Annotated in this window: 13 protein-coding genes; 8 read left to right on the forward strand and 5 right to left on the reverse strand. The window is 71.7% G+C overall.

All coding sequences use genetic code 11. The features are described from left to right. Positions 1 to 324 precede the first annotated feature (324 nt). The 3 genes from AC13HU_RS18305 to AC13HU_RS18315 are packed head-to-tail and all read right to left on the reverse strand — an operon-like array spanning position 325 to position 1,149. The gene (locus AC13HU_RS18305) at positions 325 to 894 is read right to left on the reverse strand and encodes a hypothetical protein (protein ID WP_483042963.1); all 570 of its coding nucleotides are present in this window, start codon (positions 892 to 894) and stop codon (positions 325 to 327) included. Then, the gene (locus AC13HU_RS18310; protein WP_483042964.1) at positions 891 to 1,016 is read right to left on the reverse strand and encodes a hypothetical protein; all 126 of its coding nucleotides are present in this window, start codon (positions 1,014 to 1,016) and stop codon (positions 891 to 893) included. Before AC13HU_RS18310 ends, AC13HU_RS18305 begins: the two co-directional genes overlap by 4 nt. Next, on the reverse strand, positions 1,006 to 1,149 hold the full coding sequence (locus tag AC13HU_RS18315; RefSeq protein WP_483042965.1) for a hypothetical protein: 144 nt from the start codon (positions 1,147 to 1,149) through the stop codon (positions 1,006 to 1,008). Before AC13HU_RS18315 ends, AC13HU_RS18310 begins: the two co-directional genes overlap by 11 nt. Before the next feature lie 301 nt (positions 1,150 to 1,450). Here AC13HU_RS18315 and AC13HU_RS18320 point away from each other — a divergent pair, with 301 nt between their 5' ends. From AC13HU_RS18320 to AC13HU_RS18355, 8 genes are all read left to right on the forward strand, one after another. After that, complete coding sequence (locus AC13HU_RS18320) at positions 1,451 to 1,762, forward strand: aldehyde dehydrogenase family protein (RefSeq protein ID WP_483042966.1); 312 nt, start codon at positions 1,451 to 1,453, stop codon at positions 1,760 to 1,762. Between the two features lie 135 nt (positions 1,763 to 1,897). After that, positions 1,898 to 3,127, forward strand: coding sequence for a polyamine ABC transporter substrate-binding protein (locus tag AC13HU_RS18325; RefSeq protein WP_483042967.1), 1,230 nt, complete (start codon positions 1,898 to 1,900; stop codon positions 3,125 to 3,127). A gap of 34 nt (positions 3,128 to 3,161) precedes the next feature. Next, complete coding sequence (locus AC13HU_RS18330) at positions 3,162 to 4,409, forward strand: ABC transporter ATP-binding protein (protein ID WP_483042968.1); 1,248 nt, start codon at positions 3,162 to 3,164, stop codon at positions 4,407 to 4,409. Further along, positions 4,406 to 5,350 (forward strand): ABC transporter permease, encoded by a 945-nt coding sequence (locus AC13HU_RS18335; RefSeq protein WP_483042969.1) that lies wholly within the window; start codon positions 4,406 to 4,408, stop codon positions 5,348 to 5,350. Before AC13HU_RS18330 ends, AC13HU_RS18335 begins: the two co-directional genes overlap by 4 nt. Beyond that, complete coding sequence (locus AC13HU_RS18340; RefSeq protein WP_483042970.1) at positions 5,350 to 6,147, forward strand: ABC transporter permease; 798 nt, start codon at positions 5,350 to 5,352, stop codon at positions 6,145 to 6,147. Before AC13HU_RS18335 ends, AC13HU_RS18340 begins: the two co-directional genes overlap by 1 nt. 1 nt (position 6,148) lies before the next feature. Continuing rightward, positions 6,149 to 7,543, forward strand: a complete 1,395-nt coding sequence (locus AC13HU_RS18345) for an NAD(P)/FAD-dependent oxidoreductase (RefSeq protein WP_483042975.1) — start codon at positions 6,149 to 6,151, stop codon at positions 7,541 to 7,543. 142 nt (positions 7,544 to 7,685) lie between these two features. After that, a complete protein-coding gene (locus tag AC13HU_RS18350; RefSeq protein WP_483042971.1) occupies positions 7,686 to 8,135 on the forward strand; it encodes a hypothetical protein in 450 nt (149 codons plus the stop codon). An 88-nt stretch (positions 8,136 to 8,223) separates the two neighbouring features. Further along, positions 8,224 to 9,750: a CoA-acylating methylmalonate-semialdehyde dehydrogenase gene (locus AC13HU_RS18355; protein ID WP_483042972.1), complete on the forward strand. Its 1,527-nt coding sequence runs from the start codon at positions 8,224 to 8,226 to the stop codon at positions 9,748 to 9,750. Positions 9,751 to 9,781: 31 nt separating this feature from the next. Here AC13HU_RS18355 and AC13HU_RS18360 read toward each other — a convergent pair whose 3' ends face one another. Further along, positions 9,782 to 10,435 (reverse strand): phosphatase PAP2 family protein, encoded by a 654-nt coding sequence (locus AC13HU_RS18360; RefSeq protein WP_483042973.1) that lies wholly within the window; start codon positions 10,433 to 10,435, stop codon positions 9,782 to 9,784. Positions 10,436 to 10,921: 486 nt separating this feature from the next. Further along, a complete protein-coding gene (gene gabT, locus AC13HU_RS18365; RefSeq protein ID WP_483042974.1) occupies positions 10,922 to 12,253 on the reverse strand; it encodes a 4-aminobutyrate--2-oxoglutarate transaminase in 1,332 nt (443 codons plus the stop codon). Between the last annotated feature and the right edge of the window lie 351 nt (positions 12,254 to 12,604).

Raw genomic sequence — 12,604 nt, forward strand, 5'->3', positions numbered from 1 at the left:
GGGTTCCTCCTGGTAACGGGCGGGGCGTGTGGCCGGGTGCGTTCATCGTAAAGGGGAGGGCCGGGCCGCCGGCGGCGCACGGTGCCAGGTGGCCGGCCGTGAGGTGTGCGGCCCGCGTCGTCCCGGCCGTCAGGGGCGTACGGCATCCAGGGCGAGCGGCACCGCGTGCAGTGACGGGTACGTCTCGCCCTGGTCCGTGTCCACGCCCGAGCACACGCTTCACCCGGCCCGGCCCGGCCCGGCCCGGCCGGTCGCAGGTCGAGGCCGTGACAGGTGGACGGGACGCGGACGGGGAGCGCCGGGCCCCGCGCCCGCGCCCGGACGTCACTTGGGGCCGCGGCGCCGGAAGTACGAGAGCACCTCGGTGCTCTCCCTGCGCGGGGTGACCATGACGATCAGGGTCAGCGCCGCCAGGCAGGCCAACACGAGCCGCCGGTCCACCCGTTGGTCGTGCACCGTGACGTCCAGCCGTGACGTGCGGGACGTCAGGATGACGGTGAAGCCTTCGCAGCCGGGTGCGCTGAAGCGGAAGCTCAGCGGCACGAACGCGGACGGAGTCGGCAGGTCCAGGCCGATCCGCCCGGTCATCTCGGTCGCCCGGTTGAAGCAGAGCCGGGTCGCCCGGTCCATGGCCTGCCCGGTCAGGGACGGCAGGCCCGGCTGGACCACCCGCCACTTGGTGGGGTTGTCCGAGACGTACGACCGCAGCCCGCCGCTGAGCGGATGGATCTCCGCGTCGGGGACCTTGCCCGCGCTGAGATTCACCACCCCCACCGCGTTCCCGTCGGCGTCGAGCGTGCCGCTGGCCGAGGGCTGTCCCGCGGGTGCGGTCAGCTCCGGTCCGGTGAACAGCTCGTAGGCCGCGAGCTTGCGCAGTGCGCCGGCCTTGGTCATCCGGGCCACCGGCCGCTGGGCCCGGCGGGGGCGACGTCCAGGACGGTGCGGTCTGCGTGCTGGACGACCTCGGCACCGAACGCGGTGAGGACCTGGAGCGGCCCGGCCTCGTCAGCGGTCACGGCGGTCGGCCTCCCGCCCGGCCAGGCCGTTGTCCGGAGCGGCGTCCCACGCGTTCCGCCGGTGTCCCACTCCGCCGACGATGCCCGCGTAGCCGCTGAAGTCCTTGCCCGGCGGAACCTTGCGCTTGTCCATCACGATTCTTCCCCATTTGTCCCTGGGTGGCCGAATGCTGCGCCGGCCCCCGCACCCAACTCACCATCTCAGCAATGGAGTTGACGCGCGTAGGGCTTGCGCCGGTTTCCGGCCGCGGGGTGGGTCGGCGTCGGTGCGGCCCGGGTTCGGGCACCGGGTGCTTCCCCGAGGGCAGGGCACAGAATTCGTCGCACAACAAAAAGGAAACAACGGAATCCCTTGTTGATCGGCTACTCCTCTGCCAGGATCGGCCACTAATTCAGGCTTTGGCCACGCAGGTGGACGCAGGTGCGGAGGCGAGATGGGCCACGAGGGACCAGCGGGGGACGGGTTCGGCCCCCGGGCCGAGTTCGTCGCGGGCGAGCCGTGCGAAAGGACCGGCCGCGAGCCGTCCTCCGTCGTGGACCCGGCCACGGGCCGGACCGTGTGGACGTACCAGACCGCGGAAGCCGCCGACGCGGAAGCCGCCCTGGCGGCGGCGAAGGCGGCGCTTCCGGGGTGGGCGCGGGCGGCGCCGGGGGAGTGGACCGGGGCGCCGCACCGGCTGTCCGTGTCCTCCTTCGACGCGCACCCCCGGGGCGCGTCCTGTACGGCGCCACCGCGGTCGCCGTGAAGGACTGACACCGCATCGTGTGCGCAGCCCCCGGCCCCGCTCCCGCTGAGTCCGATCTCCCCGATCGCCTGGTGCACCCCGGTGCACCCCGTTCAAGTCCCCGGTCCCGCCGGCCGGTTCCTCGGAAGGGCACCCATGGAGCTGTTCGAGACCCTCTCACCGTCCCAGCGCGCCGCCATGGTGCGCAGCATGACCGGCGGACGCGGCGCGCTCGCCCGCCGTTCGCTGCTGCGGGCCGCCGGGCTCGGCGCCGTCGCCACCGTCGGCCTCACCGGCTGCGGCATCCCCGCGGCCGGCCGCAAGGGCGACACCGTCTCCACCGATCACTCGGCGCAGGAGAAGGTGGTCGACTTCTCCAACTGGACCGAGTACATCGACGTCACCGACGACGGCAAGCACCACCCCACCCTCGAAGCCTTCACCAAACGCACCGGCATCAAGGTCAAGTACACCGAGGACATCAACGACAACGTCGAGTTCTTCGGCAAGATCAAGCCGCAGCTCGCCGCCGGCCAGGACACCGGCCGTGACCTGATGGTGCTCACCGACTGGCTGGCCGGCCGGATGATCCGGCTCGGCTGGGTCCAGCAGCTCGACTCCGCGAACCTGCCGCACGCCTACGCCAACCTGGAACAGCGTTTCCGCAGCCCCGAGTGGGACCCCGGGCGCGCCTACTCCTACCCCTGGCAGGGCATTGCCACCTGCATCGCCTACAACAAGAAGGCCACCGGCGGGCGGAAGATCAGCTCCGTCTCCCAACTCCTCGACGACAGCTCGCTCAAGGGCAAGGTCGCCATGCTCTCCGAGATGCGCGACACCATCGGCATGACCCTGCTCGACATGGGCGAACTGCCCGAGAAGGTCACCGACGACACCTTCGACGCGGCCGTCGCCCGTATCCAGAAGGCCGTCGACAGCCAGCAGATCCGGAAGTTCACCGGCAACGACTACACCGACGGCCTCAGCAAGGGCGACATCGCCGCCTGCCTGGCCTGGGCCGGCGACCTGGTCCAACTGCGCCTGGACGACCCCGACATCGAGTACGTCTTCCCCGACTCGGGTTTCCTGTCGTCCACCGACAACCTGCTGATCCCCGACAAGGCCCGGCACAAGACGAACGCGGAACGGCTGATCGACTACTACTACGAGCCGGCGGTCGCCGCCAAGGTCTCGGCGTACATCAACTACGTGTGTCCGGTCGCCGGGGTGAAGCCGTACCTGGCGAAGATCGACCCGAAGCTGGCGAGCAACCCGCTGATCCTCCCCGACGCGGCGATGGACGCCAAGGGCCACGACTTCCGCACGCTCACCGACGCCGAGGACGCGCGGTACGAGGACAAGTTCTCCAAACTCATCGGCGCCTGACCCCGGCCTGCTCCCGCACCCCCCGAGGACACCCATGACGACCCCCAGCACGAGCACAGCAGAGTCCGCCGACGCCGTCCGCCTCACCGGGATCAGCAAGTCCTACGGCGCCTTCACCGCCGTCCACCCGCTCGAACTGGCGGTGCCGGCCGGCTCGTTCTTCGCGCTGCTCGGCGCGTCCGGCTGCGGCAAGACCACCACCCTGCGGATGATCGCCGGCCTGGAGACCCCCACCACCGGCGCGGTGCACCTCGGCGGCCAGGACGTCACCGCCCTGCCGCCGTACAAGCGCCCGGTCAACACCGTCTTCCAGAACTACGCGCTCTTCCCGCACCTCGACGTCTACGAGAACGTGGCGTTCGGGCTGCGCCGGCGCGGCATCAAGTCGGTGAAGAAGCAGGTCGGCGACATGCTCGAACTGGTGCAGCTCGGCCCGCTGGCCCGGCGCCGGCCGCACCAGCTCTCCGGCGGCCAGCAACAACGCGTCGCGGTGGCCCGCGCGCTGATCAACCAGCCGAAGGTACTGCTGCTCGACGAGCCGCTCGGCGCGCTCGACCTGAAGCTGCGCCGCCAGATGCAGCTCGAACTCAAGCGCATCCAGACCGAGGTGGGCATCACCTTCATCCACGTCACCCACGACCAGGAGGAGGCCATGACGATGGCCGACACGGTCGCGGTGATGAACGCCGGCCGGGTCGAGCAGATGGGCGCGCCCGCCGACCTCTACGAGAACCCCGCCTCCACCTTCGTCGCGAACTTCCTCGGCACCTCCAACCTGATCGAGGCCGAGGTCGTCGGCGTCGCCGACGGCACCCTCCGGCTGACCCGCGCCGGGCACGAACTGGCGCTGCCCGCCGCCCGCTGCCGTACCGACGCCGCCAGCGGCGACCGGGTGCTGGCCGGGGTCCGCCCGGAGAAGATCACCCTCGTCCACCACGACGACGCGGACGGCGTGCCGGCCGGCCGGAACCGGATATCCGGCCGGATCGTGGACTCCAGCTTCATCGGCGTGTCCACCCAGTACGTGGTCGACAGCCCGGTCTGCGCCGGCCTCGAGGTCTTCGTGCCGAACGTGGAGCGCGACACCCGGCTGGTGCCCGGCGCGCACGTCGTCCTGCACTGGAACCCCGAGCACACCTTCGGCCTCGACGCGGGACAGGACATCGGCGCCGGGCTCGGCGCGGGGCTGGACGACGCGGCGCCCGACGGAAGGACCGGCGGCACCGAGGCGCGGGCCGGTGGCACCGACCGCACCGAGCCCGCCGAGGGGGCCGCGGTATGACCGCCGCCACCGAACCCCTGCCGCCGCCCGCCGCGGCCGCGCCGCCCCGGCCGCCCAAGGCGCTGCGCCGGGCCGTCGCCCGCCGCCGCCGGGTGCCGTACCTGCTGCTGCTCGCGGGCGTGGCCTGGCTGCTGGTCTTCTTCGTCGCCCCGATGGTCTACCAGGCGTCGACCTCCGTGCAGACCGGCACCCTGGAGGACGGCTTCAAGGTCACCTGGCACTTCGCGACCTACTGGGACGCGCTGAGCGAGTACTGGCCGCACTTCGTGCGCTCCCTGGTCTACGCCGGCATCGCCACCGTGCTGTGCCTGGTGATCGGCTACCCGCTGGCGTACACCATCGCCTTCAGGGCCGGGCGGTGGCGCAACGTGCTGCTGATCCTGGTGATCGCGCCGTTCTTCACCAGCTTCCTGATCCGCACCCTCGCCTGGGAGACGATCCTCGCCGACCAGGGGCCTGTGGTGTCCTTCCTCAACGAAATCCACGTCCTGGACGTGACGTCCTGGCTGCGCATCACCCAGGGCGACCGGGTACTGGCCACCCCGCTGGCCGTGGTGTGCGGACTGACCTACAACTTCCTGCCGTTCATGATCCTGCCGCTGTACACCTCGCTGGAACGGGTCGACGGCCGGCTGCACGAAGCGGCCGGCGACCTGTACGCCACCCCGTTCACCGTCTTCCGCAAGGTGACCTTCCCGCTGTCGATGCCCGGCGTGGTGGCCGGCACCCTGCTGACCTTCATCCCGGCCTCCGGCGACTACATCAACGCCGAGTTGCTGGGCTCCACCAACCAGCAGATGATCGGCAACGTCATCGAGTCGCAGTTCCTGCGAGTGCTCGACTACCCGACGGCGGCAGCCCTGTCGTTCATCCTGATGGCCGTCATCCTCGGCGTCGTCACCGTCTACATCCGCCGGGCCGGAACGGAGGAACTGGTCTGATGCACCTGATCCGCCGGCTGCGCGCCAACCTCGTGGTGATCGCGGGCGTCCTCGCCCTCTTCTACCTCATCCTGCCGAACCTGGTGGTGCTCGCCTTCTCCTTCAACAAGCCCAAGAGCCGCTTCAACTACACCTGGAACCACTTCTCCACCGACGCCTGGCAGCACCCCTGCGGCGTCGCCGGCATGTGCGGCTCGCTCACCCTCAGTCTGAAGATCGCGGTCTACGCCACCATCGCCGCCACCGTGCTCGGCACCATGACCGCCTTCGCACTGGCCCGCTACCGCTTCCGCGGCCGGGCCGCCACCAACATGCTGATCTTCCTGCCGATGGCGATGCCCGAGGTGGTGATGGGCGCCTCGCTGGGCACCCTCTTCCTCAACATGCGCATCCAGTTCGGCTTCTGGACCATCCTCATCGCGCACATCATGTTCTGCCTGAGCTTCGTGGTCACCGCGGTCAAGGCCCGAGTGATGAGCATGGACCCGCGGTTGGAACAGGCCGCGCAGGACCTCTACGCCACCCCGACGCAGACCTTCCTGCGGGTCACGCTGCCGCTGGCCGCGCCCGGCATCGCGGCCGGCGCGCTGCTGTCGTTCGCGCTGTCCTTCGACGACTACATCATCACCAGCTTCAACGCCGGCAACAGCGTCACCTTCCCGATGTTCGTCTGGGGCTCGGCGCAGCGCGGCACCCCGGTGCAGGTCAACGTGATCGGCACCGCCATGTTCGTGCTCGCCGTCCTGCTGGTGCTGGCCGGGCAGTTGGCCGGGGGCCGCAGAAAGGCGCGTGGCTGACATGGACCCGGCCCGCGCTCTCGCCGCCGCCCGCCCGATGCCGTACTGGCTCGACGACCCGGCCCGGCCGGACGCCGAACCGGCCCTGGCCGGCGCCGAGCACTGCGACCTGCTGGTGATCGGCGGCGGCTACAGCGGGCTGTGGACAGCGCTGCTGGCCAAGGAGCGCGACCCGTACCGGGACGTGGTGCTGGTCGAGGGCGGCAGGATCGGCGCGGCCGCCTCCGGCCGTAACGGCGGCTTCTGCGCGGCCAGCCTCACCCACGGCGCCGCCAACGGACTGGCGCGCTGGCCCGAGGAGTTCGCGACCCTCCAGGCGCTCGGCGGGCGCAACCTCGACGCCATCGAGGCCGCGGTCGAACACTACGGCCTGGACTGCGAGTTCGAGCGGACCGGCGAGATCGACGTGGCCACCGCCGACCACCAGGTCGAGGAGTTGCGCGAGGCCCATGCCACCGCCGTCCGGCACGGCCTGGACCTGGAATTCCTCGACCGCGACCAGGTCCGCGCCGAGGTCGACTCGCCCACCTTCCGCGCCGGGCTGCACGACCGGCGCGGCGTCGCCCTGGTCCACCCGGCCAAGCTCGCCTGGGGCCTGAAGCGCGCCGCCGCCCGCGCCGGTGTGCGGATCTACGAGCACACCCCCGCCACGTCCCTGATCCGGCACGGCGCCGCGCTCGCCGTCCGCACCCCGTACGGCAGGGTGCTCGCCCACCATGTGGCCCTGGGCACGGGCGTGTTCCCCTCGCTGCTGCGCCGGACCCGGCACTACACCGTGCCGGTCTACGACTACGCCCTGACCACCGAACCCCTCACCGCCGACCAGCGCGCCGCCATCGGCTGGCGCGGCCGGCAGGGCCTGGGCGACAGTGCCAACCGCTTCCACTACTTCCGGCTGACCGCCGACGGCCGTGTGCTGTGGGGCGGTTACGACGCGATCTACCCGCGCGGCGGCCGGATGAGCGCCGGCTACGACCACCGGCCGCAGACGTATCTGCGGCTGTCCCGGCACTTCTTCGCCTGCTTCCCGCAACTGGAGGGAGTGCGGTTCAGCCACGCCTGGGGCGGCGCGATCGACACCTGCACCCGCTTCTCGGCGTTCTTCGGTACGGCGTACGGCGGGCGGGTCGCGTACGCGGCCGGGTACACCGGACTCGGCGTCGGCGCCACGCGGTTCGGCGCCGAGGTGATGCTCGACCTGCTGGCCGGGCGGTCCACCGAGCGCACCGCGCTCACCATGGTCCGCGAGCGCCCGCTGCCCTTCCCGCCCGAGCCGCTGGCCACCGCCGGGATCGGGTTGACCCAGTGGTCGCTGGCCCGCGCCGACCGGTCGGCGGGGCGGCGCAACCTGTGGCTGCGGGCCCTGGACCGGGCCGGTCTGGGCTTCGACTCGTGAGCGGCCCGCCCGCGGGCCACGGCGTTTCGGCTGTGAGCCGGATCACTACCAGTGGGTAGCGAAACCCGCGTAATGATCCGGCCCCACCGCTGTCTCTCGTGTGACGGCACACACGTCACACGAGAGACGGAGGGGGCCCAGGATGGCCGACACAGGCGTGAAGGGCGCGGTGGAATGGCTGGCTTCGGTTGCGGACGACCCGCGGGGATGCAGGTGGGAGTGGGAGCGCAGCCCGCTCGGGGTGGCGCTGCTGCCCGCCGGGCGGCAGTGGGACGTGCTGATCCTGCCCGGCAGGATCGGCTACCCCACTCTCGACGTGCTGACCCGGCTGATGGGTCGGACCGGCCCGGTGCTCGCCGACTTCGGCGACGCCCGGATGGGCTTCTTCGTGCCGCCGGGCACCGCGGCACGCTGGCTCGGCACCGGGGTACGGGGCGCCGGGCGCGGCACCTGGATCGTGGTGCCCTACCCCGGTCGGCCGACCGGGGGAGTGCGCTGGCTGGTCCCCCCGGACGGCTCCGGGCACCTCACCGACCCGGTGGTACTGGAACTGGCGATGCACGAGGCGGCCGCCCGGCTCGCCGGGGGATAGACCCGGCACGGCCGCCCGCCCGGGTGCTTGTGGCACCCCGCCGCCCGTGGCGACACTGGCGGCAGACGACGACGGAAGGGTTCACCCCGTGACGACTTCGCACATCACCCACTGGATCGCCGGCCGCGCCTGGACGGGCACCGCCGAGCGGCACGGCGACGTCTACGACCCGGCCACCGGCCGCATCACCGCACAGGTGGACTTCGCCGGACCCGAGGTCGTGGACGAGGCGGTCGGCGCCGCCCTCGACGCCTTCCGTGAGTGGCGGAACACCTCCGTCGCCAAGCGCACCGGGGTGCTCTTCGCGTTCCGTGAACTGCTCCACGCCCGCCGCGACGAGCTGGCCGCGCTGATCGTCACCGAGCACGGCAAGGTGCACTCCGACGCGCTCGGCGAGGTGGCCCGTGGCCTCGAAGTCGTCGAGTACGCCTGCGGCATCCCGCAACTCGCCAAGGGCAGCTACACCGAGCAGGCGTCCACCGGTGTCGACGTCTACTCGCTGCGCCAGCCGCTCGGCCCGGTCGCGGTCATCTCGCCGTTCAACTTCCCGGCCATGGTGCCGATGTGGTTCTTCCCGCTCGCCATCGCCACGGGCAACACCGTGGTCGTCAAGCCGTCGGAGAAGGACCCGTCCGCCGCGAACTTCCTCGCCGCCCTGTGGCGCGAGGCGGGCCTGCCCGACGGGGTGTTCAACGTCGTGCACGGCGACAAGGCCGCCGTCGACCGGTTGTTGGAGCACCCCGACATCAAGGCGGTCTCCTTCGTCGGCTCCACCCCCGTCGCCCGCTACGTCTACGATTCCGGCACCCGCCACGGCAAGCGCGTACAGGCCCTGGGCGGCGCCAAGAACCACATGCTGGTGCTGCCCGACGCCGACCTCGACCTCGCCGCCGACGCGGCCGTCAACGCCGGTTACGGCGCGGCGGGCGAGCGCTGCATGGCGGTGTCCGTGCTGGTCGCGGTCGACCCGGTCGGCGACGACCTGGTGGCGCGGATCAAGCAGCGCATCGCCACCCTCACCGTCGGCCCCGGCTCGGCGTCCGGCTCCGCGATGGGCCCGCTCGTCACCGGCCCGCACCGCGACAAGGTCACCGCCTATCTCGACGCCGGCACCGCCGACGGCGCCGTCCTCGCCGCCGACGGCCGCAAGCACGCCATCGACGGCGACCCCGGCGGCTTCTGGCTCGGCCCGACCCTCTTCGACCACGTCCGCCCCGGCATGTCGGTGTACGACGACGAGATCTTCGGCCCGGTGCTCTCCGTGGTCCGCGTGCCCAGCTACGACGCGGGCCTGGCACTGATCAACGCCAACCCGTACGGGAACGGCACCGCGCTGTTCACCTGCGACGGCGGCGCCGCCCGGCGCTTCCAGCACGAGGTGGAGGTGGGCATGGTCGGCATCAATGTGCCGATCCCGGTGCCGGTGGCGTACTACTCCTTCGGCGGGTGGAAGTCCTCGCTGTTCGGCGACGCGCACGCCTACGGCGAGGACGGGGTGCGGTTCTTCACCCGCGGCAAGGCGGTCACCCAGCGGTGGCCCGACCCTTCGCCTGCCTCCGGCGGGGAGACCCCTCCGCACGCGGGCCTGAACCTGGGCTTCCCGACCAACTCCTGACCCGACCGGCTCCGGACCCGGCGGGCGCCGTTCAGGCCCCGCCGCGGTCCCCGCCCGGCACATCGCTCCCGCCGTCGTCCCTCTTCGGCTCATCGCTGCTGCCGCCGCGGCCGGCCGCCCCCGGCACCAGGCGCGCGGCCGCCGCAGCCGACAGCAGCGCCACCGCCAGGCACCAGCTCGCCAGCACGTCCAGCGGCCAGTGGTAGTCGCACCACACCAGCGCCGCGCCCACCAGCAGCGCCAGCAGCACCCCGCCTGCGGCCAGCAGCGCACGCACCGCCGTACGCCGGACGAACGGCAGCAGCACCAGCGCCGCCAGCCCGAACGCCATGGACGAGGTCGCGGTGTGCCCGGAGGGGAAGTAGCCGTAGCTCGGGTCGGCGTGCAGTTGGCCCGGCGCGGGCCGGTCCACCCCCGACTTCACCACGCCCACCACCACCGGCAGCAGGCACATCGCCAGCGCCGCCGCGGCCGGCGGCACCCACCAGCGCCGCAACCCCGCCCGGCGCCCCAGACGGGCGGCCGACACCAGCGCGACCAGCAGCACCGGTACGGCCACCCCGATGTCGCCGAGGTCGCACAGCAGATGGGCGAGCCCGTCGTATCCGGGATGCGCGGCGGCCGCGCGCCGTACGTCGCGCAGCAGCCGCCAGTCATCGGCGACCAGCCGGCCGCCGCCCGACACCTGCCAGGCCAGCAGGCAGAAGGCGGTGACGGCGAGCGCGAAGACGGCGAGGAGGGAGGTGAGCGCCCGGGCCCGGTTCCACGAAGCAGGACGGAAGGGGGCCCGGAGCGCGGCCCGGAAAGGAGTCAGCCGCCCCGGAACAGGGGGGAGAGTTCCGGGGCGGCCAGGGCGATCGCCGTACCGTCCGTCCCGGGGGGTTTGGGACGAACGGCCAGCCGATCGGCGAGGATTGCCGGGGCCATCGGTCCCGGCTGTTTCGTGCGCGAGGGCACTGCTGCGCCGGTGATGGGGATTCATCGGCGCGGTGTCGCCCGCGGCCTCCTCGCTGGGATTCGGCCACGTGCGGGGTGTTCCTCGGAAACCGTACGTCACAGGCGGACCATCAGGGTCGTCGATCACCCGTCCGTCATCAGGCTCGCACACCTTCTTCACGACCCCGTCCCCCGTGCCGCACGGTTCGCATCCGCCACACGGTCCGCCTCACGTTCACACGCCGGCGAAGGCCCCCTCGATGATGTCCAGGCCCTCGTTCAACAGATCCTCGCCGATGACCAGGGGCGGCAGGAAGCGCAACACGTTCCCGTAGGTGCCGCACGTCAGCACGACCAGGCCGGCCGCGTGGCACGCCTTGGCAATGGCGCCGGTCACCGCCGGATTGGGCTCCTTCGTGCCCGGCTGCACCAGCTCGACCGCGATCATCGCACCCCGGCCGCGCACCTCCCCGATCACCGGGAACTTCTCCTGCATCGCCCGCAGCCGCGGCGTCATCACCTCGCCGATCCGCCGCGCCCGCGCCGGCAGGTCCAGCTCCCGCATCGTCTCGATCGCGCCGAGCGCGGCCGCGCACGCCACCGGGTTGCCGCCGTAGGTGCCGCCCAGGCCACCGGAGTGCGCCGCGTCCATGATCTCCGCGCGGCCGGTCACCGCCGCCAGCGGCAGCCCGCCCGCGATGCCCTTCGCCGTGGTGATCAGGTCCGGCACCACACCCTCGTCCTCGCACGCGAACCACTGCCCGGTCCGGCAGAAGCCGGTCTGGATCTCGTCCGCCACGAACACGATGCCGTTGTCCTTCGCGAACTTCGCCATCCGCGGCAGGAAGCCCTTCGCGGGCTCGATGAAGCCGCCCTCGCCCGCGATCGGCTCGATCACGATCGCGGCCACGTGGTCGGCGCCGATCTGCTTGGTGATCATGTCGATCGCCTGCGCCGCGGCCTCCTCCGCCGCGTGCTCGGGCCCGGTCAGCCAGCGGTACCCGTACGCCAGCGGCACCCGGTACACCTCCGGCGCGAACGGCCCGAAGCCCTCCTTGTACGGCATGTTCTTCGCGGTCAGCGCCATCGTGAGGTTGGTCCGGCCGTGGTAGCCGTGGTCGAACACCACCACCGCGGGGCGCTTGGTGTACGCCCTGGCGATCTTCACCGCGTTCTCCACCGCCTCGGCGCCGGAGTTGAACAGCGCGGACTTCTTCGCGTGGTCGCCCGGGGTGACCCGCGCCAGTTCCTCGCACACCTCCACGTAGCCCTCGTACGGGGTGATCATGAAACAGGTGTGGGTGAAGTCCGCGAGCTGGGCCGAGGCCCGCCGCACCACTGCCTCCGCGCTGTTGCCGACCGACGTCACGGCGATGCCCGAGCCGAAGTCGATCAGCCGGTTGCCGTCCACGTCCTCCACGACGCCGCCGCCCGCGCGGGCCACGAACACCGGCAGCGTCACCCCCACCCCGTCGGCCACCGCGGCCGACTTCCGGGCCGCCAACTCCCGCGACTTCGGTCCTGGTACTTCCGTGACGAGCCTGCGCTCCTGCGGCACTTCGGTCATGACGGGCGCTCTCCCTCTTACGCTCTTACGGCAACGTGGCGACGTCTTCCGTGTCTTCGCGGCGTCGTTTCCGGCGCTTCTGGCCTTTCGGACTTCTTACGACCTGGTGCACCAGGTCGTTATGCTCCGGGTCCTCCCGGAGGTTAGGCCGGGCCCCGGCGCACCCGCATACGCCGATAGGTAACACTGCCGGCCGCGGTTTCGCCGGTTCGGACAGTGCGGGCGGCGATGCCGTAAAACGCCAAGATCCTTTTGCCGGCGTAGCGGCTCGACTACATTGTGCGCATTGGCGGTGATGGAGGGGCGAGGGGCGGGCGCGCGATGGATGCCAAGGACCACAACACCCACCCC

The sequence above is a fragment of the Streptomyces sp. NH27 genome (assembly GCF_056859195.1).